This is a genomic window from Arthrobacter sp. sptzw42, from assembly GCF_059089685.1.
Genome location: NZ_JBNHEX010000014.1, coordinates 47316 through 72795, shown reverse-complemented (window position 1 = coordinate 72795; position 25480 = coordinate 47316). Strand labels below are relative to the sequence as shown.

General features: G+C 54.7%; 33 protein-coding genes and 1 tRNA gene. 5 read left to right on the top strand and 29 right to left on the bottom strand.

What is annotated here, in order from left to right:
* The first annotated feature begins 3 nt into the window (after positions 1–3).
* From AC5RT4_RS15685 to AC5RT4_RS15670, 4 genes are all read left to right on the top strand, one after another.
* Entirely contained in the window at positions 4–141 is a 138-nt protein-coding gene (locus AC5RT4_RS15685; protein WP_494106395.1) for a hypothetical protein, read from the top strand.
* Entirely contained in the window at positions 138–335 is a 198-nt protein-coding gene (locus tag AC5RT4_RS15680) for a hypothetical protein (protein ID WP_494106394.1), read from the top strand. The genes AC5RT4_RS15685 and AC5RT4_RS15680 overlap by 4 nt, the downstream gene beginning before the upstream one ends.
* A 260-nt stretch (positions 336–595) precedes the next feature.
* On the top strand, positions 596–778 hold the full coding sequence (locus AC5RT4_RS15675) for a hypothetical protein (protein WP_494106393.1): 183 nt from the start codon (positions 596–598) through the stop codon (positions 776–778).
* Between the two features lie 89 nt (positions 779–867).
* Positions 868–3099, top strand: coding sequence for a type IV secretory system conjugative DNA transfer family protein (locus AC5RT4_RS15670; protein ID WP_494106392.1), 2232 nt, complete (start codon positions 868–870; stop codon positions 3097–3099).
* Positions 3100–3149: 50 nt separating this feature from the next.
* On the opposite strand, the gene AC5RT4_RS15665 is transcribed toward AC5RT4_RS15670, so the two are convergent.
* From AC5RT4_RS15665 to AC5RT4_RS15580, 18 genes are all read right to left on the bottom strand, one after another.
* Positions 3150–3479 carry a histone-like nucleoid-structuring protein Lsr2 gene (locus AC5RT4_RS15665; RefSeq protein WP_494106391.1) on the bottom strand — a complete coding sequence of 110 codons (330 nt, stop codon included), beginning with the start codon at positions 3477–3479 and terminating at the stop codon, positions 3150–3152.
* Between the two features lie 114 nt (positions 3480–3593).
* Positions 3594–3797 (bottom strand): hypothetical protein, encoded by a 204-nt coding sequence (locus AC5RT4_RS15660; RefSeq protein WP_494106390.1) that lies wholly within the window; start codon positions 3795–3797, stop codon positions 3594–3596.
* An 8-nt stretch (positions 3798–3805) separates the two neighbouring features.
* Complete coding sequence (locus AC5RT4_RS15655; protein WP_494106389.1) at positions 3806–4546, bottom strand: MucBP domain-containing protein; 741 nt, start codon at positions 4544–4546, stop codon at positions 3806–3808.
* A complete protein-coding gene (locus tag AC5RT4_RS15650; RefSeq protein WP_494106388.1) occupies positions 4546–4914 on the bottom strand; it encodes a hypothetical protein in 369 nt (122 codons plus the stop codon). Before AC5RT4_RS15650 ends, AC5RT4_RS15655 begins: the two co-directional genes overlap by 1 nt.
* Before the next feature lie 2 nt (positions 4915–4916).
* A complete protein-coding gene (locus AC5RT4_RS15645) occupies positions 4917–6278 on the bottom strand; it encodes a hypothetical protein (RefSeq protein WP_494106387.1) in 1362 nt (453 codons plus the stop codon).
* A gap of 19 nt (positions 6279–6297) precedes the next feature.
* The gene (locus AC5RT4_RS15640; protein WP_494106386.1) at positions 6298–6720 is read right to left on the bottom strand and encodes a hypothetical protein; all 423 of its coding nucleotides are present in this window, start codon (positions 6718–6720) and stop codon (positions 6298–6300) included.
* Positions 6721–7209 carry a hypothetical protein gene (locus AC5RT4_RS15635; protein WP_494106385.1) on the bottom strand — a complete coding sequence of 163 codons (489 nt, stop codon included), beginning with the start codon at positions 7207–7209 and terminating at the stop codon, positions 6721–6723. It abuts the gene before it with no gap.
* Between the two features lie 5 nt (positions 7210–7214).
* Positions 7215–7730, bottom strand: coding sequence for a hypothetical protein (locus AC5RT4_RS15630; RefSeq protein WP_494106384.1), 516 nt, complete (start codon positions 7728–7730; stop codon positions 7215–7217).
* Positions 7730–8842 carry a hypothetical protein gene (locus tag AC5RT4_RS15625; protein ID WP_494106383.1) on the bottom strand — a complete coding sequence of 371 codons (1113 nt, stop codon included), beginning with the start codon at positions 8840–8842 and terminating at the stop codon, positions 7730–7732. Before AC5RT4_RS15625 ends, AC5RT4_RS15630 begins: the two co-directional genes overlap by 1 nt.
* Positions 8843–8844: 2 nt before the next feature.
* Positions 8845–9693, bottom strand: a complete 849-nt coding sequence (locus AC5RT4_RS15620; protein ID WP_494106382.1) for a phage distal tail protein — start codon at positions 9691–9693, stop codon at positions 8845–8847.
* Positions 9690–11519, bottom strand: coding sequence for a hypothetical protein (locus tag AC5RT4_RS15615; protein ID WP_494106381.1), 1830 nt, complete (start codon positions 11517–11519; stop codon positions 9690–9692). The genes AC5RT4_RS15620 and AC5RT4_RS15615 overlap by 4 nt, the downstream gene beginning before the upstream one ends.
* A gap of 76 nt (positions 11520–11595) precedes the next feature.
* Positions 11596–11796: a hypothetical protein gene (locus tag AC5RT4_RS15610; protein WP_494106380.1), complete on the bottom strand. Its 201-nt coding sequence runs from the start codon at positions 11794–11796 to the stop codon at positions 11596–11598.
* Between the two features lie 41 nt (positions 11797–11837).
* A complete protein-coding gene (locus tag AC5RT4_RS15605) occupies positions 11838–12161 on the bottom strand; it encodes a hypothetical protein (RefSeq protein ID WP_494106379.1) in 324 nt (107 codons plus the stop codon).
* A gap of 96 nt (positions 12162–12257) precedes the next feature.
* Complete coding sequence (locus AC5RT4_RS15600) at positions 12258–13238, bottom strand: phage tail tube protein (RefSeq protein WP_494106378.1); 981 nt, start codon at positions 13236–13238, stop codon at positions 12258–12260.
* Positions 13225–13392 (bottom strand): hypothetical protein, encoded by a 168-nt coding sequence (locus AC5RT4_RS15595; RefSeq protein WP_494106377.1) that lies wholly within the window; start codon positions 13390–13392, stop codon positions 13225–13227. The genes AC5RT4_RS15600 and AC5RT4_RS15595 overlap by 14 nt, the downstream gene beginning before the upstream one ends.
* Positions 13393–13432: 40 nt before the next feature.
* Positions 13433–13942, bottom strand: coding sequence for a hypothetical protein (locus AC5RT4_RS15590; protein WP_494106376.1), 510 nt, complete (start codon positions 13940–13942; stop codon positions 13433–13435).
* Positions 13935–14387 (bottom strand): hypothetical protein, encoded by a 453-nt coding sequence (locus tag AC5RT4_RS15585; protein ID WP_494106375.1) that lies wholly within the window; start codon positions 14385–14387, stop codon positions 13935–13937. Before AC5RT4_RS15585 ends, AC5RT4_RS15590 begins: the two co-directional genes overlap by 8 nt.
* A complete protein-coding gene (locus AC5RT4_RS15580; RefSeq protein WP_494106374.1) occupies positions 14388–15281 on the bottom strand; it encodes a phage protein Gp36 family protein in 894 nt (297 codons plus the stop codon).
* 44 nt (positions 15282–15325) lie between these two features.
* On the opposite strand from AC5RT4_RS15580, the gene AC5RT4_RS15575 reads away from it, so the two are divergent.
* Positions 15326–16027 carry a hypothetical protein gene (locus tag AC5RT4_RS15575; RefSeq protein ID WP_494106373.1) on the top strand — a complete coding sequence of 234 codons (702 nt, stop codon included), beginning with the start codon at positions 15326–15328 and terminating at the stop codon, positions 16025–16027.
* An 18-nt stretch (positions 16028–16045) separates the two neighbouring features.
* Here AC5RT4_RS15575 and AC5RT4_RS15570 read toward each other — a convergent pair whose 3' ends face one another.
* From AC5RT4_RS15570 to AC5RT4_RS15520, 11 genes are all read right to left on the bottom strand, one after another.
* Positions 16046–16462 carry a hypothetical protein gene (locus tag AC5RT4_RS15570; RefSeq protein ID WP_494106372.1) on the bottom strand — a complete coding sequence of 139 codons (417 nt, stop codon included), beginning with the start codon at positions 16460–16462 and terminating at the stop codon, positions 16046–16048.
* Positions 16462–16776 carry a hypothetical protein gene (locus tag AC5RT4_RS15565; RefSeq protein ID WP_494106371.1) on the bottom strand — a complete coding sequence of 105 codons (315 nt, stop codon included), beginning with the start codon at positions 16774–16776 and terminating at the stop codon, positions 16462–16464. Before AC5RT4_RS15565 ends, AC5RT4_RS15570 begins: the two co-directional genes overlap by 1 nt.
* A gap of 107 nt (positions 16777–16883) precedes the next feature.
* On the bottom strand, positions 16884–17321 hold the full coding sequence (locus AC5RT4_RS15560; protein ID WP_494106370.1) for a hypothetical protein: 438 nt from the start codon (positions 17319–17321) through the stop codon (positions 16884–16886).
* A gap of 3 nt (positions 17322–17324) precedes the next feature.
* Positions 17325–17591 (bottom strand): hypothetical protein, encoded by a 267-nt coding sequence (locus tag AC5RT4_RS15555; RefSeq protein WP_494106369.1) that lies wholly within the window; start codon positions 17589–17591, stop codon positions 17325–17327.
* A 4-nt stretch (positions 17592–17595) separates the two neighbouring features.
* On the bottom strand, positions 17596–18534 hold the full coding sequence (locus AC5RT4_RS15550) for a hypothetical protein (protein ID WP_494106368.1): 939 nt from the start codon (positions 18532–18534) through the stop codon (positions 17596–17598).
* 17 nt (positions 18535–18551) lie between these two features.
* Complete coding sequence (locus tag AC5RT4_RS15545) at positions 18552–18926, bottom strand: hypothetical protein (protein ID WP_494106367.1); 375 nt, start codon at positions 18924–18926, stop codon at positions 18552–18554.
* Between the two features lie 2 nt (positions 18927–18928).
* The gene (locus tag AC5RT4_RS15540) at positions 18929–20182 is read right to left on the bottom strand and encodes a phage protease (protein WP_494106366.1); all 1254 of its coding nucleotides are present in this window, start codon (positions 20180–20182) and stop codon (positions 18929–18931) included.
* Positions 20183–20403: 221 nt separating this feature from the next.
* Complete coding sequence (locus AC5RT4_RS15535) at positions 20404–22290, bottom strand: hypothetical protein (RefSeq protein ID WP_494106365.1); 1887 nt, start codon at positions 22288–22290, stop codon at positions 20404–20406.
* Positions 22291–22363: 73 nt separating this feature from the next.
* Positions 22364–22477, bottom strand: a tRNA-OTHER gene (locus AC5RT4_RS15530).
* Positions 22478–22746: 269 nt separating this feature from the next.
* Positions 22747–23556: a hypothetical protein gene (locus AC5RT4_RS15525; protein ID WP_494106364.1), complete on the bottom strand. Its 810-nt coding sequence runs from the start codon at positions 23554–23556 to the stop codon at positions 22747–22749.
* Positions 23531–25465, bottom strand: a complete 1935-nt coding sequence (locus AC5RT4_RS15520) for a phage portal protein family protein (protein ID WP_494106363.1) — start codon at positions 25463–25465, stop codon at positions 23531–23533. Before AC5RT4_RS15520 ends, AC5RT4_RS15525 begins: the two co-directional genes overlap by 26 nt.
* Between the last annotated feature and the right edge of the window lie 15 nt (positions 25466–25480).

Sequence of the window (25480 nt, the reverse complement as noted above, 5' to 3'; positions counted from 1 at the left end):
GCAATGGAAGACATCAATATTCTCAACGGCCTCATCTTGGCTTTGATCACCGCAGCCGTTTGTGCGGCTGGCTTCTTTTCAGGACGTAAAAAGCGACTTGTTGGAGAAGCCAGGGAACCACGGAACAAGGGGGAGAAATGAGCATTCAACAGCTCACGGGGCTCTTCATAGTGGCTGGACTAAGCGGCCTCACTGGGGGGCTACTTATCCTGCTTTACTACTTGGTCTTCCGCGGCGACGAAGTAGTAGAAGACCTGACGATCCGGCGCATGGAGGGCAGATGGAACACCTCACAGTCGGTGCAAGTTGGCCCCGACATCGAACAGATCAACTAGGAGGTACCTGTGCAAATCTTGACGACCACGGTTCAGGCGATTAGCCCCGTCGAGGGCACCGCAGTCTTATTCGCTGCATTGTCCTGCGCATTAGTCCTGGGGCTTCTCATCTACGCTCCGTTCTTCTTTATGCTCCGCGCCTACAAGAAGCGTCATGGAGCTGAGGCATCACGGAAAATGGCGCAACGAGCGCTTCGGCAAGCGTCCTGGTCGGTTCGGATGGTCAGGGACGGATTCAACGAAGAAAGGAGCAAGTACTGATGTTTCACCTTATGGCACCCACGGTCACCGCGGAGGAAGTCAACCAGGGCTTTTCAAACGGCTTGTTCACCATCTTTTCGGGAGCGTGGGACATCATCGCTCCGTACGTGGGAGCCGCATTTGTTCTCTGGCTCATCATGCTCGTTGTCCGGCGCGTCTCTGGCGGCGGAAAACGCAGCTAGTCGAAAAAGCCGCATCATGCCAAAGTAAGGGCAGGCATGATGCGGCTTTTTCTTTCCCCACTCTTATCCCCCTTTGAAAGAGGGCTCTTATGGGACTGATCAAGTGGCAACACGAATACGACCGGGAACGCACCGCGTATCTGGTGCTATTCCCTAACCCACTCCCCCTCGAAAATGTTCACGCTCTACTGCACGCCGTCTCCACTTCCCTGCAGCGCAGCATGTTCGACGGGCTCACCGGACGGCAGACCATCGTGTTTGAAGCGTGGGCAGCCGGCACGGGCCTTACCTACCGCCTACTGATCCCGTGGCAAGTTGCCGACCAGATCACCAGCGAGTTCCGTCACCTGATTCCTGGCACCGTTCTCACCGAAGACGAGAGCCGTCCCCGCCTCGCTTGGGATGATGTCGCAGAGGTGTCGTTGTCGGATAAGACCCGGACCATCAACACGAGCTACCCACAAGTGGTCGCCACGGATCTCCTGACGTCGCTCTCTCAAGCAATGCACGAGAAGGAAACGGCGCTGATTCAGTGGATTATTGCCCCCGCTCCACTTACGACTCCCCCGTCACGGGATGAGCCGGTCACTTCAACTAGGAATGGCCTGCTCTCATTGATCTTGAACCAGACAGCCAGCCGGGAAGAAGTAGAGGATCGGCGCAAGAAGCTCGAACAAGCAACCTTCCAGCTTCAAGGGCGGCTTGCTGCCCGAGCAAAGACACCGGCCAGAGCTCAGCACCTGGTTGACGGCATGTTCAAAGCGCTCAAGACGGCGAATGGCCCCGCCTCTTTCCAAGCGAGCAAGGGAGGCAATATGGACCTCCTAAGGGACCGGATCAACTTTGCCACTACGCCGACTTTTATGCCCGCTGTTCTCAACGTCACCGAGGCGAGCATCATTCTCGGTCTTCCAATCGGTTCGCCTTCTGTGCCAGGGCTTCCACGCACAATGGCCCGACCGCTGTACGCAACAGAGGAAGTGCCACGGTCAGGACGCCATCTAGGTATGAGCAACTTTCCGGGAAGCAAACGCCCGATCGCTCAGACCTACGACAGCCCAACGCACACCTATGTCGGTGGAAAGACCGGGCACGGTAAGAGCGTGCTGCTCGCGAACTCAGCGGCGCAAGATATGGCACGGGGTCATGGTGTCATCATCATCGACGCCAGTGACAGCAATTCCCCCGAAACGTTGTTCAACCGAGCGCTCAACTACATTCCCGCTGAACGACTAAATGACGTGATCATTGTGGACATCGCCGCTAATGCTGATCGCCCTATCGGGGTGAACCTACTGGACCAAGGTGATCCTGACATGGTGGTGTCCCAAATCGGGACGTTGATCGAACAGCTCTACTCCGACAGCAAGGGCGTTTGGACCCAAGCATTGCTCTACCACGGCATGAAGGCCCTGATCGAGCACGGCAATACGTCAATCATCGATCTCCTGCCTCTGCTTCGACCCCGCCCGGAAGAGGTCCCTTGGCAACGCTCTGTCCTCAAGTCGATCAAGAACAAGCAGATCAAGTACTTCATGGACGACTACATGGCTCTAAAAGAGGATGAGCGCATTCGCCGCTCTCAGCCGCTCTACGATCGTCTGTGGCAGCTCAATAACCGTCCTGAGGTGCACAACATCCTGGGACAAAGTAAGTCGGCCTTCAATCTCCGGGATGTCCTGGCAAACAACAAGATCCTCTTCATCAACCTAGCCGGCCTTCCCCAAGACACGGCAAGCCTTATCGGCACGTCTCTTTTTCAGAAGCTGTGGGAACAGGCCCGCCGTATCACGCCGGGCAAGCCGAACTTCGTCTACCTTGATGAGGTTCAGTGCATGACGCGAATTGATGTCGGCCTCGATCAAATAATGGCAATCGGCCGCAAGCAGAACTTCTTCCTGACCACCGCTACGCAGCATCTCCACAAGCGCGAGGACATAAGCGAGCGGACCAGGATGGCCATCGTGAACAACACCGGCACGAAGATCCTCTTCACCAGTAGCGCTGATGAGGCAAAGTACTGGTTGCCAGAGTTTGGCGGCCGTTTGATCACCGATACGGAGATCACCGGACTGAAGAGATTCGACGCCATAGCCAGAATCGACACCAAGACAAGTCCCGGTGATCCTGTCACCTTTACCGCCGCTCCACCATTCAAACCGAATGGCACAGCTGAGCTTGCCAAGAAGATGTCCGCCGAGAAGTATGGCACGCCGCTTGATCAGGTAGAGCAAGACATTGAGTCACGTCGCCGCACGACATCAGATGACAGCAGTGAACGCCCAGCTATGGGACGGCGGAAGATAGACACCACGGTCTGAAACAGAAGAAGCCCGCCTCGATAACAGAGGCGGGCTTCTTTCATGCGCGACTAGTGAGCAGCGCGGTACTTTTCTTGAACATCCTGTGACACACGACCCCGCGGTGCCACGTTCAAGCCCTGCTCCTGTGCCCAAGCACGAATCTTCTGGAGCTCTTCTTTGTTGCTCTTAGGAGCTGATGATCGCTCGCCACGAGGAAGACGTGAAGTTACTTTTGCAGCAGCATTGATGTACTTGCCCAGGAAGTCCTGGAGTTCCTTCGCGTTTTGGTCGCTCAGATCGATCTCGTACTGGTCGTCTCCCCAGCCAAACTTGTACGACTTTGCGTTCTCCGAACCGTCGAGGTCATCCTTGACGATTGTAATAGTCTCTTTAGCCATATATGAACACTAGCACTATAAAAGCCCTCAGACTCCGAGCTGAGGGCTTGATGGGTTCTTTATCGTCTTTGAAGCTAGAACGCCTCACACGTGGTGCTAGCGGGCAATTAGGGGCTACTTGCCAAGCTTGTTGTGCAGGAACGTGACGATCGCGATGGCTACAGGCAGGATTGGGAGAAGCCAAGTGATGTTGTTAGCTATGTACGTCTGGACCTCGGGAAGAGCGAGGATTCCAAGAAAGATTGGTGCGATTACGATGAACGCTTGGTTCAGCGTCCGGACTGCTTTACCAAATGGTGTATCTTTGAATGCTGTCATATTCCTCCTTACTTTATGTCCAGTGCCTCAACGAACGCACGGGCAGTATCTTTGATTGTTTGTAGTTTCTTCTCTGCGTCGGTCGTTGCAGTGGCCGGCGCTGTCTTAGCGGCCTGAGCCTCGGCTAGTTGCCTCTTCAACTCAGTCACCTCCGCCTCTTTCCACCGACGATACGCAAAGAAGTCCTGCCCACGGTCAAAGGTGAACTTCGAAATATCCTTTACGACTGATTCATACGTCTCCCCGACGTAGCCGCTGGCTCTGATATCAGCGTCCGACAAGTCTTCACCCCGCAGTGATTGATACAGATATTTAACGTCTTCAAATGTTGCTTTTGCCATATCTTCTCCTTTCTTGATTACTAGTACGCCCGTCAGGTCTTCCGTCCAGCCCAAATAGCTCAGGCGACCAGCACCGTAATACCTATAGAGATCGTCAAGAGATTCATGACGGGTGGGTTTCCTGTTCGTCGGGTGGCTTGATGACCACACCGCCCCATCTGGTGCCAGAAGGGCGACATGGCCTGCTGGCTCGTTTTTCATGGTGAACCAGACGGGCACCCAGCAGTTCGCGGGAAAATTGTGATCTCGGTGCTTGTACTCGCTGGCTTCCCAGGCAGCGATTGCCGTTGCGTAGTTCTTCAGCTTCCCGTGCGCTTTGAGGTTGAAGGCATCGTCGACGTAAGTAAGGCACCATCCCGGTGCGCAAGGAACGTCTGGGTTTGGGGTGATTACTTGCTTGAAGGCCATTACTTCTTGACCTCCACCACCTCTTGCTGAACAACCTGGTTTTGAACATGCTGCTGCTCTATAGTGATGGGCTTGGCAGTGACGGCCTTGTAAGTCTTATCGGCTTTCGCGTTCAGAGACTTCAAGTTGGCAAGCACTTGTTCTTGGAACTCTCGCTGCTCAGCATCACGCTCCCGACCGGCCCGCGTCTGTTCCTCCGATGCAGTCGCAAGCTTGTCAATTGAGTCTGCCAATTTGAGGTTGGCCTTGTTGCCTTCTTTCAGCGTCGTATCGTTCTGATTGAAGAGCTTCTTAAGTAGCCAGACAAGCACACCGACAACCGTGGCCATGATCCCCAAAGCAGCCAAGGCGACAGCTTCCCCGCTCATGGCTAGACGAGCTCCACGGAGAGATTTGCTGGGCCACGCTCCGATGATCCTTGCGGACTTGCTTGTAATGTCGCAGTCCCTCCACCAAGCGCAAAGAAGCCCACGTTGATTGTGTGTAGTCCGGCCGACAGAGGAACTACTCGCGTAAGTGTCAGTGCATTAGCGAAGTTCGATCCAGTTGGAGATTGTAGAGTGGCACCAACCAGGTTCGTTGCAGCGGATACTGCTCCGTCGCAGATCTGAGCATTGGCATAGGCATTGGTAGTCCCGTTGACTAAGTTGCCGCACATCATAGTGACCCTCACTTTCCGGTTGGCTGGGATAACGGCGGTCGCACTTAGACCCGGCACTTGAGTGACACTGGAGTTTGAAGTTGATTGGTTCGCGGTGATTTCCGCGTATCCGATGAGTCGCTGATCCGCTGTTGGGTAAATCAGCTGACCATTCGTATCACTGACCATGAGCGTGCGACCTGACACCACTGGCGCTACTGCACCTACTTGTCCTTGGTTGATGCTCGTAACTGCACTCGCGCCGCTCACGACGATGGCCACCCACACGGAATTAGCTGGCAAGGCAGGGCTGGCAGCGTTGTTGCTGACATCTGTCGCCGCCTGAATCGTCGAGTTGCCCAGCGTGACGTAGTAGTAGCGGTCTTTGCTCGCCGCCATCGTGAAGTTCAAAGAATTGAAGGTTTGGGGAATGAGGACGCCGCCAAAGCTAATCCAGGCCGTGCCAGCAGTGATGGAACCGTTCAAGGTGCTGGCAGTGAAGCTGGCAATTCCGCCGCTCTCAATGAAGCTCGTCTGACCGAGAGCTCGTTGGTTCTTCGGTGCTGCAAACACACGCGTCTCGGTGCAGTTGGTTTGGGACAAAGCCGAGACGCCGGCATTGACGCGCCAGTTTGCCAGGACTGTATATGGATAGCTGGCTGAACCGATCGCAGATTGGATGGCTGATGTAGTCGGTGCACTTGGGTTCGAGCCAGGGGTGCCCGTGACGCGCACGATCTTGGCAACGCCTAAGCCATCAAGATTTGCTGCAGTCGGCGTGCCACTTGGAAGAGAAACGCTGGTGTCCACGTAGAGCACGATGGAGTCGATACGTGGGTTGCTGGCATCAGCTGTGGCGAGCGTCGTCGTGAAGTCTGCGGTCAAAGAGACAAGGTAGGCGCTGGCTGTGCCACCCGAACCGAAACGAAGGACCGCGTTGCCTGGCTTCGTTGTGACTTGGAGGCCAGTCCCAATAACAGTCTCAAAACCGTTGATAATGTCGCCACTGAGAAAGTTGCTTTCATGTCGCCCATATCCTTCAGGCGAGACCAGTGACTTTGAGTAGTTATAAGTTTTGAGGTTATCGAACATTCATTTGTATTCCTACTTTTTAACTTACTAAACTTGCCGAGATAGCGCCAGAGCCAATTCCCATTAGTGCATAGCGAATATTCAGCGCCGCGCCATTACTCCCGTTGAAGTATTGGATGCGCCACTTCTGTATATTGTCGCTTCCGACTCGAAGACGATGCATCGGCTCGATCCCATAGAACGGTCCGCCATTAATACTTTGGTAAGCGTAGAAAACAAGTCCGCCGCCGAAAGCGAGCTGACTCGGCGTATAGCTCAGGAGCACATCTCGTGGATCGTTGGCTGGAACAGTGATGTCATACGGGCCTGGGTTAGCGAAGTAGAGGATCTGCACCGCGCTGCTCCCGACACTCTGAGGTGCCTTGAATTCCCGCTGCTCGCTCTCGATCTGGCGAATCAGTCGAACGCCCTCACCTTCAGGTAGCTGGTCGAGAACACTCACCTAGAGAATCCTCGTGACGCTGATCGACACCGGAGAGGTGGTCAGTGCCTGAACCTTGAAGCGCCGGTAATGGTTATACGGGCCGCGGATATTGATCTGGAACTTCATCTTGTATGGCTCTGCATTTGCGATACCTGCGCCTCCCAGAACCCAGTTGTAGCCATCAGTTGGCCCAGTTGTATGTGGCTGAGGTGCCCAGGACAGTCCGTCGCTGCTGCCCTCTACCTCCACAACTATGGAGGCCAGGAAAGCAGGAGCCGTGGTTGATGTCAGGTTGATCAAAAAGTTGGCCAACCCAGTAGACGCATCCTGAACCGATTGGGTGTCGAGCCGGCCAGACCAGGCATAAGCTCCGGCGTTGTCGGTTCGGAAATAGCGCAAGCTATCGCCGCCCATCCGCTGCATTGCTTTTCGTTCTTTCGCGTTCTGTGCAGCTTCCCGCAGCGTTGCCGCCGCTTGCTTCTCCGGAAGGTCATCGACTCTAGTCACGCCCATTAGAGAGTCCTCGTGATTGAGACCGTCCCACCACAAGACGCACGGATCGTGGGCTTCATGTAGTAGGTAATCGTGCCCTTGTAGAAGAAGTGGATTGTCCACGTGTGCTCGTCAGTACCGAACGTGGATGACTCATTGCCCTTGTAGATGACGTTGGTTCCGTCGCTCCAGCCGAAGACGCCCGCAAAGATGATCCCTGCATAAGTCCCGTTGAGATAGGTGAACTTGTTGCTATCACCTGTGCCGTTGGCTCGGATATCGACATAGAGCTGCGCAACGCTAATTAGCTGCGACTGATCCGTAGTGAACGTCACGACGAACGTCATCTGCGTGGTGTCTGCTGCAGTAACAGTTTCGGTCCTGTCCCACGCGTTAGCCGTGTCAATGGTGTAGCCAATAAGACCACCCTCATTGCTGAGCCGTTGGGCGGACTTGAGCTCAGCATTCACCTGTTCGATGTCCCGCAGCGCCCTCTCCAAGCCCCGCTCTGGGAGATTCTTTATGAGGTCGCTCATCAGCCGACGTACTCCCCGATCTTTTCGAAGTAGAGCGTCATTTCCTTGATGAAGTGGTTCTCGTCGGGTTTCACTTCTTTGCGCTCGACGCGGTAGAGCCCTGTCATATCCTCGATAAGCCTTCGGCCAGCAAAGCGGCACGGCAAGATGTCCCCTACCTCAATACGAGTAGCGGGAAGATCAGCGCCGCTGAGTGTGATCTGCGGCATGCGCAGCAGCCTCTTCACTCTGTCTAGCCGCGCCTGGGCGTTCTCATCGAGGGTGGCTTGAACCTTGATCTCATTGAACTGAACGGGTGTCTGGCGAAGACCGAACTCTACTTGTGAGGCGGTGTCGTTCTTGACCGAGATCAGTTGGTCGGCGCCAAACCCGCTGCCGATGCCAATGACTTGATTGAACAAATTATTGGCACCTCGGCTGAGCGTCGCTCGATCGAAGGTAGAGCGCTTCTTCGTGCGGTTAAAGTCGATCAAGAAGTCAGAACGAGGCGAGCCGATCTGCGCGTAGGTCATCAGGGTCTTGTCGGCCAGAAACTTGAAATCGAAGTTGCCGTCTTCCAGGTTGGTGAGGCGCTGCATGTTGAGCTTGGTGGAGCTTGTATATAGCTCGAATGTGCGGTCTCTCGTCACGCCTGTGACGTAGTAGCCACTCGACGGGATGATGACGCCATAATTGCCGTTAGTAACCGCCTGGGCCTTTCTCACGAGGTCGTAGAAGATTTCGACGCTCTCCGTGTTGGTGTAGGCGACTGTAGGGTCGGGATAGCGGGAGTTGAAGAAGTTCAAGTAACCCTGGGCGGTCACGGAGATAGTTGCTGAGCCGTCGTTATTCAGCTCGATCGGTGCGTAGTAGAGCTGCGTGCCGAACAGATACTCGTCGTTCTCCTTGAGCTTGATCTCCGTTTGCCCCTCTCGGAAGTTTGAGAGCACGTCCGTTTTGACGTTGTTCTCCATGTACTTCTCAAAAGCGTCGAGGTCCATGCTGAACTGAAGCACCTCAGCTTCATTGCGTTCTTCCGTCCAGTAAAGGTTCCGAACCAGATGCGTGATCTCACAGATACGGACACCGGCAGCCGACCAGAGTTCGACGGCGTATTTAGTCTTGTACGCCATCCTTAGATTCCCCTATAGCCAGGTCGCCAGGTCATCACCCCCGAAGTGACGTCCGAGCCGCTGCCTGATGTGAAGTCAATCGTGTTGTCACCTGGTTCCAGCCCCCACCACTGGGCATCAAGCGGGACGTAGCCAAAGGCATTGCCGCCGTTCAACGTGACGGTGTGGTTAGCCATGTCGATAACCGTGACGGCGCTGCTGTCCACCGCGTAGCCTTCAAGGCTGAAGCTCTCCCCTGTTTCCTGATTGGTGATGACGGGATCAGTCAGCTTTCCGGGGATGGTGATGACCGGGTAGGCCACGTTCGGGCTTGAGTTGTTGACGACGCTAATTGACTGAGCATCGGAGAAGTAGAAGCTGTCGAACTGAGGCATCGTGCTGGTGAACTGGAAGCCGCCAGGGATGGCCTTCTGGATGTTGGCCGTCAGTGCAGAGCCGGCGCTCGTGTCATAGATGATCGGGTCAGGTGCTTCCAAGTTGATCTTGAAGAGGTGCTTGAAGCGGGAGCCCTCAATGGGCAACTTGAAGTCGACGTAGTGGGCAGACAGCTCATAAGTACGCCCATCGTCATCTTGTATGCGAACGGTGATCGTCTCCGGATAGAGCGGCAGTGCTTCTTGGATGTCGCGTCGCTTTTGCTTCGCTTCAATCACGCTGGAACTGTAAATGTGGCCGTTCAAGGTGATGAACCGGGCATCATCGAATTGAGCGCCAATGTAGCTGCCGGATTGTCCCGCCCTGTTACCCCGGCTAGTACGTACGCCCGGCAGCTCTAGCCCAGTGATCGGCTCATCGAGATAGACCCTGTTAGTCGAGTCATTCAAGAGGAAGTCATTCAGCCAGATCCTCATGAGGCCAACCTCAAGGCAAAGCCGATGTCGCTGAGCATAGATTTGTAGTCACTGCCGTTATTGATGTTGATCGGGCCATTCATGTTAATCACCGGACCACCGCCACCAGCCGGAGCCCCCTGTCGCGCCCGGTAAGCAGGCGTCATCTGGGCACCCTGCGGTACGTACATCGGTTCTGGACCGTGCTCACCTACGATGCGCCAGTCTCCAGGAGCGGCATTAGTACCCGTGGCAAAGCCACCAAATCCCGTGCCTTTGAACTGCTCTTTTGCGCCACTTAGGCGGGCGAAAAGGTTGTCGAATGAACGGTTGAGCGGACCAAAGAAGCCGTCGTACGTGTGGCGCATGTCGTTGGCAGTGCGCTCGGCCACGCGGCCAGTGTTGCGGATGTATTCCTGGTACTTCTCCTGTGAGATTCTTCCTTCGTCAACGCCCTTCTTGATTGCGGCGTCAGTGGCGGCTCCCTCGCGGCGGTTCTTATCAATCTGCGAGCCCAGGCTCTGCAAAGTTCGGATCGTCTCGTTGGTCTTGTCGATAATCAGTTGAAGGCCGAGCATGACTGCCGTGACTCCCAAAGCCGGCAGAACGATAGGCGAGGTAAGTGCACCTTTGAGGCTGTCGAACTTGCCCTGCAAGAGGCCAACACCACCAGGACCAGCTGCTGCCGCCATACCTTCTTGGAAAGCTGACACGGTATCTCGGATTACCATGGCCGCTTTGAAGGCAATGAACGCGTCCACCGCTGCCCAGATAATCCACTTGTTATCGAGGAGGAAGTTGAGCACGTCGCTGGAAATAGACAAGAAGTTTTTGAAGGCGTCGACGGCGAAACCAATGACGCCGACTAAGGTCTCACCTAAGACCGGCATGAGGGGCTCCAGAACTTCATGCCAAAGACGACCCAGGACTGGCATGACGTTTTCCGTAAGAACGCGCCCCAGCTCACCGAACTTAGGGCCGAGGTAGTCACCGACCTGCTTGCCCACGGCCATGACTTTGGGCGTCATCTCGTCAGCCCACGCGATAGCCCCTGAGAAGACACCTGCTAGCTTGTCTCCGAGGCCGGTGTAATCAAACTTGCCGAGGGTATCGAGTTCATTCGAGACGCGATCAAATAGAGGCTTACCGGCCTGTCCGGCCATCATCTTGAGCTTGTCGACTATCTGGTCCCAGCGAGCCGAAACTGTCTTCCCTTGATCAGCGACCAGGTTGTACTCGATGCCCATTTCCTGAAGTGCGCGAGTAATGATCTCCATCGCCGGCACGCCTTGCTCTTTGAGTTCATTGATGCGCTTACGCGGCAGGTTGAACCGGTCAACTATGGAGACCCAATCCCCGGAGAGCGCTTCGCGGAGTGAGAAGGTCGCACCAGTGAGGCCTTCAGTCGGATTGATCGCAGCTAGGATCTCCGCCTGACGGATGAGGTCTTCGAGGGCAACACCGGATGATTTAGCGACCGGAGTTAGGTTGGCGGCTGCATCTGCCATATCGGTGAAGCTGAATTGTGTGGCGGCAGCTTCTTGTTTGACCCAGTCCAGCGTCTTGGCGACCTTCTCGCCATCCTTCATGAACGCCATGAGCTTTGTACGGGCCTGCTCGACCTGGCTGTTGAAGTCGAAGCCTATGGCGACTCCCGCGCCAGCAGCTGCCAGGCCAGTAGCCCCAAGGGCCAAACTGGTGCTCTTGACTGCTCCGCCAAGGGAAGCCAGCGCACCGTCAAACCGCTTTGTTTTGGCGCTCGTTGTATCAAGTTCATCGCCAACTGCTCGAATAGGCCCTTTAGCCTTATCTTCTGCAGTAATAACGATATTTATCTTGTTGGCCACGCGGTAATGCTCAGTGACAGTTATTAGGCGCTGTCTATATCCTCAATTTAACACCAAAGACGACTAGCTTCTATAGCTAGTCGCCCATATCATGAAATGTACTTTTGCTTGCTTCGTCATTCTGTCTGGCGGCTTGCTGACTCCAAATAACTTGTGCTTGATATAGCGCTTCCCATGGCTCGCGCTCGAACTCTTCGACGGTAAGACCGAACCTCAGGCGATATTCATAGGAGAATATTTCATCCTGTATGTCTTTAGGAAGACTCTGGAAGCTCATCCCGAAGCGGTAATACGCTTCATAAGCCTCGACGTACTGCTCTACATCAGCTGCGCTTTTAAACGGTCGGCTCCAGTCGCGACGGCGGCGACTTCTTGCTGCCAGGCATAGTTCAAGGCTTCGACGACGACCGGGACATCCTCTAGGGTCAGGGTGACGGCGTGAGTGGTGCCGTCGTCTTCTGTCGTCATTACTTGTCCACCAACGATCACCTCAAGGCAGAAGCTCTTGACCACCTTAGTTGCGACATCATCGCTCGGTTTGTCCCCCAGCTTGGCGAGAACCTCTTGGCGGCGAGCTTCATTAACACCGCGGACCAATAAATAACATTCGTCCCAGCCTTCAGCAAAGCCCTTCAGTGACATCCTTCTATTAGCGACAATGTTTAGCCCCATATAATCCTTTCGATAAAACAAATACGCCCCTATTTAAGCATGGGGCGTATATATCATCAATGAAGATTAGGCAGCGTATGAAGCGACGCCGTTTTCAACGGTCACCGTGATGTCCTTGCCGCCGTTGGTGTCATCGGCTTCAAAGTAGAAGCTGATCTCTTGAGTGACCGTATCGTCGCGACCGTCCGAGTCGGTCAGTTCACGGAAGCGAACCTTGGTGCCGAGCCAGGTGATCTTTGACGTGCCGTTGGTGGCAACGATCTTCATGGCATGAACGGCATTAGTGAAGTAGTCCTCTTCAAAGTCCGTCTTGCGGTACTTGATGAGCATCGTGCCCTTGACTTCAGCAGGGGCGCTGTCGAACTCAGGATCGTTGTTCGTCTCACCCAGGGAGTGATCGACGGTTGCCGTTTCTTCCATCTGCAGGGTGATGCGCTTGGTTTTCACCTTTGAACCCGCCGTTAGGCCGGCTACGTCATCAGCTAGGAAGACTTCAACCTGTCGACTGGTGAACTCCTTCTCATCAACCGTAAAGGCGGGGGTTACGGCGGCTACATCGCTGTGCTTCCAGCCTTTCAGCGACGTGCTGGCTTCGAGCCAGGCACCACTGTCACCAACCTCAACCGTGGTCTCTAAGTTGTCCATGTACATCGAGTTGAAGAGCCGTGTATTCACCGGGCGAACGTCCCAGATTGATAGGGTCCGGCGTGCAATTGTCTTATCTCGTTCGAACAGGTGGGTGTAGACCCCGCTGACAGGACCGGTCGTTGTAACCTTCGGGAGCATGCCGGTCAGGAGCCAGCCATAACCGTCCTCGGTTACCTTGCCGCCAAGCGAGCCTTCGCTGTGCCAAAGATCAATCGCACTGTCGTTAACCTTTACGTCTGAGCCCATGGCACTTTCATTCTCAAGGATGCCAGGGATCGACTTGATTCCCTTGTCTAGCCACCTGAGGGTGTACTGCTTCGTTGCAGTCGTTCCTGGTGCACTCTCTGGCCCCAGAACAATGTACTCACGACGTTTCTTGTATGGATTAAATGCTGTCATCACCTACCTCTCTCTTCTGAGCTTCTACTGCCTCCTTAGCGATTGCCTGTGCTTCCTCAAGGTCTTTCGCCTCGACAGTGACACCCTCTACTGGGAGATAGAAAAGCTGCTTATCCGTTGTTTCTTGCTCTGTGGATTTGTTAGCTCTTGCCATAGTTTCAATATATGCGAAGCGGTCAGCATTTAAAATAGCGTTATTCGTAGGTTTCCACCGGATATTCGACAGTGAAGGACACATGACCTTCAGCAGTGAGACTGGCGTATTCGACATCCTTGGCATATCCCGCTCCTCTCGGGTTCAGTCCATACTCCACGTTCATAGTGGGCGCGACCGCAGTAAAGCCATCGAGGAGCTCTTTTCGAATAGCCCCCTTCACCGAACGAAGATCGTATTTACCTGTCTCGGGATCGCGTTTAGCAATGATGTCTCTGATCTTGCGCTCCGTAAGGTTGAGAGGATCAACCTTGTCCCCCGTGAAGTCATCTCGCTTATTCAGGACCACTTTGATAGTGATCGCATCTAGCACCTTGTCTTCGCCTTGCTGGTCCTCGCTGGTCTCATCGCCTGTTTGAGTCACGATGATCGCGGGTAAGTTAAACAGCGGAATCGCTTCAGGATCGCCGTCGTAGTACGTGGCAAAAGTAGTGCCAAAGGTCTTTTCCATGAGACGAAGGACCCGCTGAACAGTGTCCTCGCTATACATCAGCTTGCCTCCGCTTGGTCGCTAGGTCTTCCGCGATGTACTCCACAACGCGTCGCTCTCGCTGCTGGTCGACCTTCATCATGGTGCGCTGAGGCACCCCGCGGCCTTCCTGGTGATACTCGAAGTACTCAGCCTCATTCCAGAGGCTGGCTGTGAGCTTGGTGGACTTGTGCTTGAAGCTGGAGTTCATAAGGCCCGTCTGCATAAGTGGAGGTCGTCCTGGCCACCGTCGCGCCTTCCAGGTCGCATAGTTGTCGTTGAGCGCTGGCCACCGCTCCCCGATCACGCCACCACGAGATGCGAAGACTTCACCGGAGAAGAACTTACTGAGATAAGCGCCCGTCTTATCCATCGAGTTACTGAGGTCCAGGATGCTGGTGCCGTACTTGCGCAGCTTGATAGCAAGCTCAGGACCGCCCTCGATAATGACGGAATACTCGGCCATCTAGAATCGGTCCCCCATGCTGAAGTAGCGCGGCGCTGATTCATCGGGCCAACCAGTGACAGGCTGGCTTGTAGCTAAGTCAAACCCCTGGTCATCGGTCACTGCCAGACTCCCAAGCTGATACTCCTGAAGTGCAGCCCGTGCTTGCTTTACCTTGTTGCTGGCAGCGTTCGAGCGATAGGCGTCTTCTTCAAGAAGCGCAGCGGCCAGTTGAACTGTGAGGGTATGGACGATCTCTGGGACAGGGTCAAAGGGAACGGTGTAAGAGCCCGCCAGTGCCGTGTTGATCTCAGCTTCCGCCGTTCGGCGCCATAGTTCGATGCGACTATCCGACAGGTTGTAGGCGTTCTGGAAGCCGGCTGCTTCGCGGATCTCACGGACCGAGGCGTAGTGCGGCGCGTTCTCACCTCTAACTGCGGGGAGTTCCAGTAGACCAGTCTCAGCCATCGTCATCTCGTTGAAGTATGTGAACCTGTACCAGTAGCCACCAGAGCCGGCAGAGTCACGGTAGTAGGTGGACATCTGGTCGGGATCGATCTCACGTGTTGCCAAGACATTAAACGCATCGTCGGCAGGCACAACGTCAGTGACGTTCACGGCTCGGTAGATGTGGATCTTGTCTCCGAGGACTGCCGTGACCGGCTCATAGGCTTTGTGTGCGAGCTTTAGCGGCTCAGACAGTGTCACTGTCGTCTCGCCATCGACGAACGCCACAGCGGCCTTCTCGATGCCCTCACGCGACAAATGCCCGACGTAGATGATCTGACCAACTAGGATTCCTTGGGTGCTGCGGAGTAGAAGCGTTGTCGCTCCCTCTAAGGCATCTGCAGCAAGCTCACCGCGCTCAACGATGTTTGATTCATGGAACGAGTCGATGCGGAGGGTTGTTGCCATATATCTTCAATAAAACATTTATGACGGGAATTTAAAAGAGCATCATGGAGTTTTGGAACTGGCTTTCGGGGGTACTAGCAGGGCTGGGCCAAATACTGGCAGCAGAAAAAGCTCCATGGTGGGGCATCCCGCTCATCACAGGTGCTGCAACTCTATTTGGTGCTCTCGTGGCATTCGGTTCAACTTGGGCAAGCGACCGCAGAAAAGCAAAGCGCGAAAAGAAGGACAAACAGATCGAGGACACTCGCGAGGCTGCGAACGAACTGATCACTCTCGGTCGTGAGATCGAGACACTCGTAATGATGCAGGAGACAAAGGCTCGGGCGCTCGATGCCAGGGAGTACGTGAAGGCGACGATGGATAACGCCATGCGCCTCAAAGACGTTTGGGCGACCTTCGAGCTTCAAGCAGTGAAGTCGACGCTGAAACCAGGAGAAGACTTCTTCAAAGTTTTGCTAGTCCTCGTGATTCCCACGGGTGACTCAAAAGTTCGCCTTGCTCGACTTAATGCTTATTCCGTTGCGCGTCTGGACTTCGTAAATAGTCTTCGCACAATGGCCGGATTGGCTAAGATTGACCGCACTCCTGGGAAGATGCAGACCAGGGACGAATTTGAGGCCAAACACGGCGGGGATTGGGAGAAGCAAGCGGACGAGATCCTACGTCGGCATCCTCCTAAGAAGGAAGCCGACGAACCAGAAGAACCGCAGGCAGAGGCCCCAGAGGATGGTAAAGCGTCCAAATAACCGATAGATCGCCTCGCATCATGCTTGCCAAGCGGCAAAGCAAAGGAGAAGAGCTGCAGCAGCACCCAGTATGAGAGAAGCCCAATAGCAAACGAAAGACGCTTGCGGATACTTGAACCACGGATCATCTGGCACGGGATCTGCCACCGTTAAGCCATCATTCAACTGCCTCTTTGATAGCTCCGCCGCAGCAAACACGTAACCAAAGAACGCTCTGCCTAGGAATACCCCGGCGGCCAGAATGAGAGTAATGAACAGCGCTCTCATCCAATGGGGAGCCGCCTCGAAAGAATCCTTGGCCAAGTCGCCGAACAAGACGAGGGCACCGATGCCCGCACCGAGGTAGGCACAGAACTGCTTCCACCGGTCATAGTCCGCGAGCCGCAGCCCAATTGTCTCCGGCTTCCCTTGCCCGGCCTGCCTCGAGTTACTCATCACCGATATATCAAGCCGTCGAACACCTCACGCAGTACGTCCTTAATGCGCATCAACAGCTCTTGGCCAGGGCTGCGATCTCCGCTAATTTCTCGAGCCATAGCTGCGAATGCAACCGTTTCAGCAAGGTAATCCACGTATTCCAGGGGTTCGCTACCTCTCAAACTCCCTAAGGCTTCTTCTATCGCTGCGTCGACTACCTCTGACTTCAAGAGCTGACCCTCATCGTGGTCGATCCCGTAGCGCTGCAGCCTTTGAATCGCCAGAATCTTCCCAGCCATTCTTGGATCATATTCGGTGGTTTGCTCGGTCATGGCGACTCCTTTGGCGACAAGTGCGGCTGCTAGGAAAGCATGTATGCAAATCGTGGCACAGCAAAAGAGCACCGACAATGGTGCTCTTTTTGCTTAGTGCCAGGCAACTACTTGGCTGCTGGCTTCTTTTGATCTGCCGTGATTTTTGCTGCGTCCTCTTGGGCCTTAGCCACGATCTGCTTCGCCTCTGCTTCCGCGGCGTCCGTGACTTCCTTGGCTTTCGCATCAGCAGTCTTGACTACCTCGTCCGCCTTTGCCTGGGCTTCTTCGGTCACACCCTTCGCAGTCGCTTCTGCTTCTGCCAGAATGTCCGCAGCCTTTGTTTCCGCTGCTTTCACAATCTCCGCGGCTTTGCCATCAGCCTCAGCTGTGGCGGCCTTGGCGGCTGCCTGTGCTTCCGCTTCAACCTTTGGGTCTTCCACTAAGCCGATGCGAATCAGACGCTTGATGGTTGCTTTCGATGCTTCAACGGTGTCGCCGGCCTTGTAGATCACGCCGTCTAGCTTGATCTCACTCAGCGCTTTACCTTTTGCTGTATCTGCCATGGTTTATACCTCCAGCACAGTTACGTTGAACGTGTTGTTAGCCGTTGCAGCCGCTGCGAGGGTGACGGTGAGGGTCGTACCGCTCAGGGCTACGTTGTAGACGAACTGATCCTGGTTGCCTGCTGGCAGAATTCCGAGGATCTTGGCGCCGGCCTTCACTGTCGCTGTGCCGCTAGTAGCGGCTGCGTTTACGGTGACGGCTACGGTCTTCAGGTTGGTGGGAGCGATTGCCCCCACCGTGTACTTGATCTTGCTTACGCCACTAGCCATACGACTAAGCTCCCGTCGCGAAGGCGTCCTTCAAGAGGTACCAAGCGTCCGACATCAGCATCTCGTAGTTGTAGTAGTCAGTGACCACGATTTCCGTGTGAGATGGGTTGTTGAAGTGTTCCTTCGTAGTCTCGCGAGCGTTCTTCAGCTGGAACTTGTAGCCGCCGTTTAGCTGCTTGCGGCCTGGCTTGTCGGTAACGTAGCCGAACAGCACATCGTTGCCCCAGATGTTTTGGATATCTTCGTCGAGGCCTTCTTCGGCGAAGTTGGCGCTAGCCTGACCGATGTAGATGTTCTTGATGCCGAACGGACCAAACAGTTGCTTGAGCTGTTCAAGGCTGACAGCACCGCCCTGAGCCCACTTGAGGCGGTCAAGGATGTCTGGGTGGCTGATCAGTGAGAGGTAACCCTCGCGGCTGAGAGCCATCGTGTTGAACTTGATGAACTTGCTTGATGTGACCGCGGTTTTGATGTCCTCGAATGGATTCGAGTTCGCGTAGTCAGACCAGCGGCTTGTACCTGTAAGGGTGCGGTTATTGGTGATGATCGTTGGATCGGTCAGCTTGTCCGCGAGGGCTTTCTCATCGATGAGGGCCATGACAGACAAGATGTTCTCGGTTTCGTCAGATTCAGGAACGAATGGATCGTCGGTGAGCTGGTAATCCTCTTTGGTGACGTAGCCAGAGAGCGCGTGCTCTTCAAGCGGCTGAGCGTTCTTGTAGGTGCGAGTCTGTGAAATGCTCTTCGCTTTAGAGAGACCGGTGCGCACAGAGTTAGCTGGAAGGCTTAGGTTTTCCTTGCCGAACTCTGGGATGAGGAACGTTGGTTTGGTGACTGGCACCACTGGGAACAGCTTCTCAGCGATGAAGTCTTCCTGATCGTTGAACCACGCGTTAGCGACGTTCGTCAGCGCTTGATCCACGTAGGTTGGTTGATTGGCCATATTCAGTTATGCCTTCCTTAGTACTTTTCGTTTAGTTTGATGTATTCACCGATCGCACCAGCTGAGCCAGCACGGATCAGGCGGCCGATAACTCGGTTGCCAGCAGTAGTGGTAGCCACTGCCTGTCCGCTGCCGTTGGTGGTCAGATAAGCGTCTTTAGCGGTGTTGGCTGCGAGCTTCACCTTGAAGGTGCCTGCGCCGTTGAGTAGGACGACATCAGCTGTGCGGCCAGCGACTGGAGCGTTGTCCAGGACACCAAGGATGGCGTCTGTGGCGGCTGTAGCGAGAACGACTTTGCCGTTCGCATCTAGCTTGACGATGTGGTGTTGCTTGCCGGTCAGGTCTGCACCTGCAGTGGCGCTGTAGCGTTCACCTGGTTGGAATGCTGTCATTGTTACTGCTCCTCCTTGAGCTGTTCTTTTAGGGTTTCATCGGCGTCGAGCACCTCCTGGCGGGCCTCGGCGTACGACTTTGATTTGCCGGCTGCGCGAGCGTCAGCCAGGACTTTGCGGACTCGTTCATCCACAACCTGGGCAACGTCAGCCACGATTGCAGCTCCGCCATCGCCGATCTCACCGTCAGTGACGAGCTTGTTCTCTGGAAGTTCCTTCAGGAACGTCTCGAGTGTTTTGCGATCTTCACCGCGTGAAGCGAGCAGGATCTTGACCACTTGGTCTTTCTGGCCGCTCTTGATCTGGCCGGCTTTGATGCGGGCTGATGCAAACTCGCTTGCTTCGGCTTGAGCCAGCTTCTGCTGCGCCTCTCGCCCAGCGGCTGCGTCGGCTTCAAGCTTGGCTAGGCGATCAGCTGAAATGCTGACGGGCTTAGCGTTCGCTTCAATCTTTGCTGCTTCCTCTGCTGCCTTCGCCTCTTCGGCGGCCTTGGCGTCTGCCTCAGCCTTAGCTGCCTCTTCAGCAGCTGCTTTGTCTGCGGCTTCCTTCTCGGCAGCAGCCTTCGCTGCTTCGTCGTCGGTAACTTCGAGCCCGAACGTAGTCAGCTCTTCAGCTGTTAGGTCGGCCTTGTGCTCGGCCAGGAATGACTTCTCGTCTTCCGTAAGGTCGGCAGGTTTCTTGGCGCGAATTTCTTCTAACGTCATGTGTTCTCCTTCTTTATTGTTCTCACTGTTGCCAGCGGCACTCGCCTTCACTTTCTTGTTAGGCAAACGCGATGCCGTGATTGGCTTCAGTTTCTTGAAAAGAGGGATGTTTGTAAGGGCAGCACCGGTAAGGACGTTGCTGACGAAGTTGTATTCCTGCTCAGGGTCTTCCCATGGGTAGGAACGAGGGTTGAATTCGGGCGAAATATAGGACCACTCACCATCCCTAATCGCTTGAACAGCTGCAGGAGTCCAGTCAGGATCGCCAAGCAGGCGGGTACCATCTTCACTGGCGTAAAGCCTCGGAATCCAGCCAGCAGCCTTATCAGTGCTTCTGTGTCCATAGTTGAGAGGGATCTTTGGATCGGCTTCTACGAGCCCGATTCCCTTATCGGCATTGACCACGAACTGGGCGATGTCTTCTGGAGTAATCTCGAATTCGCCGTGCCAAGGAGTGTTCCAGGTACCTGTACGAAGCAGCTCGATAGTTTTAGGAGCGTTCCCTTGTGAGTCCGCGTTGATCTTAACTAGATTGTGAAATGCCTTTGCCATATACCCTTAATGTCTTAAATAAGGATAGGTATGTCAATAGGATAAACGAATAAACGGCAACAAAAAAGAGCCCCTGTCTTAGGGCTCTTCCGTTTAGGCATCCTCATCGATGAATTCTTGCGCCTTCTTTCTAAACCACTCCGACACTGTCACCCCTCGCATAGCGAGCTTTGCTTTGAGTCTGCGTAGGAGCTCGACTGGTACGTAAACGACCGTCCGCCTCATGCCTGCTCCTGGAGAAGGCCAAGGATGGTCGTTTTGTCGATGGCCTCTGGAGAAAGGTCGATGTCGGCATCCGCTGCTGAATCAACGATCTCCGCGCCCGCTGCCACTAGGACATCGTTGAGGACGATCGAGTGGGTGTAGTAGTTCAGCAGGTACTTCCGGGCCTGTTCAGCATGTTCGCTGACGCGAGCCGAGATACCTTTGCCGAAGTCAGCCTCAGCGAAGTAGAACTTGGTGCTCTCTTCGTCGGCAACAATGATGCCAAGCGTCTTCTGCTTCACGTCGATCTCGGTGCTGCTGAAGGCCAGTAGGTTGTTTGGGTCGATGGTGTAGTTTTTGGCGATGTTTTCGCGGCTCTCGCTGCCAACAACGATCTTGAAGGGCACGGCAACCTCGTGGACGAAGTTGTAGTAGTTCACGTTCATCAGCCACGAACCACGGGCCTGGCCAACGACATGGAATACCTCAGACGCACCCTTTGGTTTTGGCGCATCGGTGATATCACCGGAGAAGTAGATGCCGTTGTTCTGGTCGCGATAGCTCCCATCCCAACCCACCTTGCCGTTGGCATTCTGGATCGACAGGTCTAGGTCAATGCGATGCTTCGGGACATTCTCCCAGTGGATACCAGCGACCAAGTCTTCGGCGACTTCGACGTAGGTCCCGGTTGGAAGGTTACCCGTGAACTGCTTCTCAGTAGCCGGCAGCCCGTACTTGAGGCCGGCAGGAATGTAGATCTTTTTGCCAGCGACGTTCGGGGCAATGCTGTCCACGACTGACTTCATGATGAGTTTGTAGATTCTCTCCGCGCCCTGCTTGTTAGCAAAGCTGAAGTCCTTGGCGAACGACTTACCGTTGCGAACCCGGTACAGAATCGAATCGGCATCGGTGGTGCGGAACTTGAGTGCGTAAGCCAAGCGGATTTTGCGGAAGACATTGGTGCTTTCCAGTGCCCTGGTGAAGTCAGCGGCACTGACGGCCTCGCCACGCTCTAGACGCGACGTGATCGTGTTCAGCAGGTCCTCAGGCATCGGCTTGTGGTTGGCAACCGCGAGTCGGCGGACCCTGTTGATGCTCTTCTTCAACTTCGTGTTGCTGCGCAATGCCAGGAAGATCGGTTTATGGCGGTAGAAGATCTCAGCAAGTCGAGCCAGGCCAACCTCGTGGTCGTACTGGTCGAAGTAGCGGGCGATGTCGAGATTACGCTGTGCCTTGATCTCGTCGATCAGCTCGCGGTTCTTGATGAGCAGCGTCTTGCCGGTCGAACGGAAGACGACGAATCGCAGGAACTCGACTGGCTGACTCGGCACGATCCCGAGGTAGTCGTATAGTGCCGCCTTCACTTCCTTGTTCTTGACCTCCTCTAGGTCGTCTTCATCGAAGCCAACAAAGGTGGCCACGTCTAGCCCGTCAGTTACGGTGCGCTCAGCCAGGGCAACCCCTGAAGTGAGCAGCCTCATCAGCTCGACCTTGAGCTCGTCCTTTGTCAGGCCGCGGATAACAACAACCCTGATGCCCTCACCTAGTTCTGGCGCATCGAGTGCTTCAGCAGGGATATAGACAGACTCTTCGCTGTAAACACCCAAATGCTCAGCGCCGTAGGTGGTCAAGTAGTGCAGCATCTGCTCGAAAACCAGTTGCTGGGTTGAAGCGTCTCGGACCTTGGCAAATGACTTGTGGAAGGTTGCGTTCAACTCGTCGGAGCTTCGTCCGTATGCCTGATTCACTTGATCGATCAGGTACTTAGTGTCTGGGTAAGCTGCTATAACTTCAGGCGCAAAGATGAACCCTTTTGCAAGAGTTGCTTTAGCGAGCTCAGCATTTTCAGCATGCCCCTTTGACTCGACAGGCAAAGCTTTGAATAGTCGAATGGTTGATAACATTTGGATTGCTCCATAATTTCTGGGCGGGTGGTAGTACTTGGATGCCTAACCGCTCGGCCACAGACCGAAGTCTGGCAGGATTCGAACCTGCGTAACACCTGTTAGGAACCACGGGTGCCCTTATTGTTTATTGCTTCATGAAATGGGCGAGCAGTAAAACCAGTCTTGCGCTCTAACCAGCTGAGCTACCCACCGATGGTCGGCGGGGCAGGACTCGAACCTGCGACTTCAAGATCCAAAAAAGATAGGAACTGCTTGTGCCCAAAAATGAATGTAACGAAGCGGCGGAGCCTGATAGCTCAACGCCGCGTATTTAAGGTGCTAGGTGGCGAGTGGTAAGTTCATAGCAATTGATTTTTGATAGGAACCACTTGTGCCATGTTTAGTGTATAACTTGTGGCACATGATGCACAATAACTTAGTACAAAACTACAACACTACTAATTCGCGCCATTGCTAATATTCATAGATAAGGCTGCACCTACAACGGGGATGTCCCGCAGGCCTGTCGATATTGCGGCCATTCGCCAGAACAAACAGTTCGTCGATATCGATTGTCTTCCCTATAACCGGAGAACAAATTTTGCACGCACCGCTCAAACCATCCCAGGTCTTCTTCTTCGCCCCGGTCTGTTTCGCATAGTGCTTGAGTCCGGTTTGGTAGGCGTTGACGGGCTCTGTTTCCGAGATCAGGCGCGCGCGGATTGGGTTATCGATGACGTTCATCAGGCGGACGGTTGCTTCGTTGACGTCCTCCCCCATCGAGATGCTCTTGGCAATGGATTCTCGGATCAGCTTGCGGCTCGTCTCCGTGACATGCGAGACGAGTTCAGCAGTGTGCTTCCTGGCCGCATCCATGATCGCCGCATCTAAGGTGGCGTATTCAAGGGCAGCATAGCCAGCAGGTATGCCGTACAAGGCTTCTCCTGCCACCGCTCCCGTGGCTACTAGGTCCGTGATGATGTCGATGACGGCAGCAGTTAGCAGGGCCATTTCTTCTCGCCAGACGGGATCGTCATTGTTCAGCACCGGTCCGTTGTCTGCCTTGACCGGATCGGGCAGCCTGGACCAGTCCACATAGCCTGGCGCTCGGCTGGCTAGCTCATGCAGATATTCGCCTGTGGCTGTTTCTAAGCGTGCCTCAAGCGTGAGGAGCAGCCGGAACGTGTCCGGGTTCGACTTATAGCTCTCCTGCCACTCTTCAGCGGCGTGAATGGCTACGTGCAGTTCTTCGCGTGCCTTAAGCAGCTCTGCTCTTGTCGCCATAGAGGAGCCTCGTTAGTGATGCTGAGACTTTTGTAGCCAGGCTTTTCAGCGCACTGGCTTCTTTAGCACCACCGTCACCCTCCGGTAGGTCGCCGTAGTTGATGCCTGTGGTCTTGATCGTCTTGCCGTTGTGGGCAGTGCCTAAGTAATCCACCCAGTCATCAATGTCCGCATCCTTCGAGACGTACGCGAGTGTTAGGTGTGGCCTGTATTCACTGAAGGTCTGGATGTGCGGGAGTAGCGTCAGTCGTTCATGTCCGTCGATGAGTTCGGGCGTCTTCTCGATATGAGCAATCACCGCGAAGCTGTCGCCCACGTCGAAGTAGTCAACGTCCGCAATGGTGACAGACTCGAGGGACCAGTCCTTGAGAACCGCATCAACCTTGTCCTTCCAGATATTGCCGTTCTCTAAGAGCCCGTACAGCAGGGTTACATGAGCTTCAGTTTCAGCAACTGCGCCCATGGCATGATCACCCGGTTTAGTCGCCTGGATCAGGTCATCAGCAAAATCAGCAGGAAGATGCTTCATCACGTCCAGCGTCTCGGTGTCCATCATGATGCATCCCAAGTTGTTGGGGTCAATGTCTGTGCCGTCGTAGAGGCCAGGGATGTCCCTCGCACTTACTTGGGCCACAACGCCAGCAGCACTCTTGCGGCTATCGGCTTCAACTTTGGGCTTCGCCGCCTTGGAGCTGCTTCGCTCCTTCTTGTCCTCGTCACTAAGCTTCGGGAACTCGATCAGCTGACGGACGTGGTCCTCATCGGCCTCGGTAGGTGTGATGACGCCAGCCTTCACGAACTTCTCTACAGCGGCAGCAAGTGCTGTGACATCCTTCTGATTCACGTCGCCATGCTTGATCGTCGGGTACTGATCGACAGTGAAGTTCAGATCCACGAGGGTCTTCACGACGTAGCCGAGCGTGTCAGCAATGTAGTCGAGTACAGATTCGATGGACTGGTTGAGCAGGATGTGCTGATCTTCGCTCACTGAGCGGGCGCCACTCGCACCACTTGAACCGAGCTCTAAGAACTGGGCCAGGACGTTCTTAGTGATCTGCCGGTCATGACGGTCACGGCTTGGTCCGATGTCCTTAAGACTGTGTGCCTGCATGTCCATGAAGCTGATGTCCCAGCCTTCAGGCTCTTCAACATAGGACTCTTCGTTTGCGCGTAAGTTGCGAACCACAGCCCTAGCGGCTTCGCGCTCAGCGTCTGTTGCAGTCCGGGGATACTTGATCTTGGGTACACCGAGAGAGTGGCGCTCGTGTCCAACAGCGTCGATCTGATCGAACTTATCTACATAGAACCAGTGCTTGTAAGCAGTACGCAGGATGCTGACGCCTTCGTAGTTGTCGCCTTCCTGCTCATTGGTGAAGACGATCAGCTTCTCAAGAGGGATGGCCACGCTCTTGCCATCCGACTTGCGGAAAGTGATGCCCGGTGTGTCCGGACCCGCCTGCCAGGACTCTAGGCCGGACTGCTTACGAAAGCCCAGCTTGGTGAGCACGATGCGCTCAACACCGTCGACATCTTCAACCTCGAAGACCATCTCGAAGAGGGAGTAGCCCATCTCCAGGTAAGTCAGGATCTCGCCGAGCACCTTCTTCCACTTGAGCCGGCTGAACAGGTTCCAGTGAACAAAGTCCGACACTTCAACGTCCGCGGCATCCTCAGTTGCTGGAGCCGCAAAGAACTTGGTGGCCTTGATCGGGTACTTGATCGCTTTTAGTGACGCACCAACGCTCGCATCAGAGCGGCGCATTTCTTCCCAGACCCTGAGGGCTTTACGACCCGTGAGATTGAAGTTGTACTCTTCGCCAGTAATTACGCCCGAGAAAATACTCGTTCCAGTGTCTCCCATTTCTGGGCCGACTAATTGCGTTCGCTTTCTCTTGGTATTACTGGCCATCTACTTGAAATATAA

Excerpts from the sequence above, each read along its gene's own strand:
- AC5RT4_RS15550 (WP_494106368.1), bottom strand. The coding sequence starts at position 18,534 with ATGGCCAATCAACCAACCTACGTGGATCAAGCGCTGACGAACGTCGCT.
- AC5RT4_RS15555 (WP_494106369.1), bottom strand. The coding sequence starts at position 17,591 with ATGGCTAGTGGCGTAAGCAAGATCAAGTACACGGTGGGGGCAATCGCT.
- AC5RT4_RS15650 (WP_494106388.1), bottom strand. The coding sequence starts at position 4,914 with ATGAGCGGGGAAGCTGTCGCCTTGGCTGCTTTGGGGATCATGGCCACG.
- AC5RT4_RS15525 (WP_494106364.1), bottom strand. The coding sequence starts at position 23,556 with ATGGCGACAAGAGCAGAGCTGCTTAAGGCACGCGAAGAACTGCACGTA.
- AC5RT4_RS15545 (WP_494106367.1), bottom strand. The coding sequence starts at position 18,926 with ATGACAGCATTCCAACCAGGTGAACGCTACAGCGCCACTGCAGGTGCA.
- AC5RT4_RS15610 (WP_494106380.1), bottom strand. The coding sequence starts at position 11,796 with ATGAGCTTCCAGAGTCTTCCTAAAGACATACAGGATGAAATATTCTCC.
- AC5RT4_RS15670 (WP_494106392.1), top strand. The coding sequence starts at position 868 with ATGGGACTGATCAAGTGGCAACACGAATACGACCGGGAACGCACCGCG.
- AC5RT4_RS15560 (WP_494106370.1), bottom strand. The coding sequence starts at position 17,321 with ATGGCAGATACAGCAAAAGGTAAAGCGCTGAGTGAGATCAAGCTAGAC.
- AC5RT4_RS15605 (WP_494106379.1), bottom strand. The coding sequence starts at position 12,161 with ATGTCACTGAAGGGCTTTGCTGAAGGCTGGGACGAATGTTATTTATTG.
- AC5RT4_RS15600 (WP_494106378.1), bottom strand. The coding sequence starts at position 13,238 with ATGACAGCATTTAATCCATACAAGAAACGTCGTGAGTACATTGTTCTG.
- AC5RT4_RS15535 (WP_494106365.1), bottom strand. The coding sequence starts at position 22,290 with ATGTTATCAACCATTCGACTATTCAAAGCTTTGCCTGTCGAGTCAAAG.
- AC5RT4_RS15620 (WP_494106382.1), bottom strand. The coding sequence starts at position 9,693 with ATGAGGATCTGGCTGAATGACTTCCTCTTGAATGACTCGACTAACAGG.
- AC5RT4_RS15520 (WP_494106363.1), bottom strand. The coding sequence starts at position 25,465 with ATGGCCAGTAATACCAAGAGAAAGCGAACGCAATTAGTCGGCCCAGAA.
- AC5RT4_RS15595 (WP_494106377.1), bottom strand. The coding sequence starts at position 13,392 with ATGGCAAGAGCTAACAAATCCACAGAGCAAGAAACAACGGATAAGCAG.
- AC5RT4_RS15685 (WP_494106395.1), top strand. The coding sequence starts at position 4 with ATGGAAGACATCAATATTCTCAACGGCCTCATCTTGGCTTTGATCACC.
- AC5RT4_RS15655 (WP_494106389.1), bottom strand. The coding sequence starts at position 4,546 with ATGGCCTTCAAGCAAGTAATCACCCCAAACCCAGACGTTCCTTGCGCA.
- AC5RT4_RS15630 (WP_494106384.1), bottom strand. The coding sequence starts at position 7,730 with ATGAGCGACCTCATAAAGAATCTCCCAGAGCGGGGCTTGGAGAGGGCG.
- AC5RT4_RS15625 (WP_494106383.1), bottom strand. The coding sequence starts at position 8,842 with ATGGCGTACAAGACTAAATACGCCGTCGAACTCTGGTCGGCTGCCGGT.
- AC5RT4_RS15660 (WP_494106390.1), bottom strand. The coding sequence starts at position 3,797 with ATGACAGCATTCAAAGATACACCATTTGGTAAAGCAGTCCGGACGCTG.
- AC5RT4_RS15675 (WP_494106393.1), top strand. The coding sequence starts at position 596 with ATGTTTCACCTTATGGCACCCACGGTCACCGCGGAGGAAGTCAACCAG.
- AC5RT4_RS15565 (WP_494106371.1), bottom strand. The coding sequence starts at position 16,776 with ATGACCGAGCAAACCACCGAATATGATCCAAGAATGGCTGGGAAGATT.
- AC5RT4_RS15590 (WP_494106376.1), bottom strand. The coding sequence starts at position 13,942 with ATGTATAGCGAGGACACTGTTCAGCGGGTCCTTCGTCTCATGGAAAAG.
- AC5RT4_RS15665 (WP_494106391.1), bottom strand. The coding sequence starts at position 3,479 with ATGGCTAAAGAGACTATTACAATCGTCAAGGATGACCTCGACGGTTCG.
- AC5RT4_RS15585 (WP_494106375.1), bottom strand. The coding sequence starts at position 14,387 with ATGGCCGAGTATTCCGTCATTATCGAGGGCGGTCCTGAGCTTGCTATC.
- AC5RT4_RS15540 (WP_494106366.1), bottom strand. The coding sequence starts at position 20,182 with ATGGCAAAGGCATTTCACAATCTAGTTAAGATCAACGCGGACTCACAA.
- AC5RT4_RS15680 (WP_494106394.1), top strand. The coding sequence starts at position 138 with ATGAGCATTCAACAGCTCACGGGGCTCTTCATAGTGGCTGGACTAAGC.
- AC5RT4_RS15570 (WP_494106372.1), bottom strand. The coding sequence starts at position 16,462 with ATGAGTAACTCGAGGCAGGCCGGGCAAGGGAAGCCGGAGACAATTGGG.
- AC5RT4_RS15580 (WP_494106374.1), bottom strand. The coding sequence starts at position 15,281 with ATGGCAACAACCCTCCGCATCGACTCGTTCCATGAATCAAACATCGTT.
- AC5RT4_RS15645 (WP_494106387.1), bottom strand. The coding sequence starts at position 6,278 with ATGTTCGATAACCTCAAAACTTATAACTACTCAAAGTCACTGGTCTCG.
- AC5RT4_RS15575 (WP_494106373.1), top strand. The coding sequence starts at position 15,326 with ATGGAGTTTTGGAACTGGCTTTCGGGGGTACTAGCAGGGCTGGGCCAA.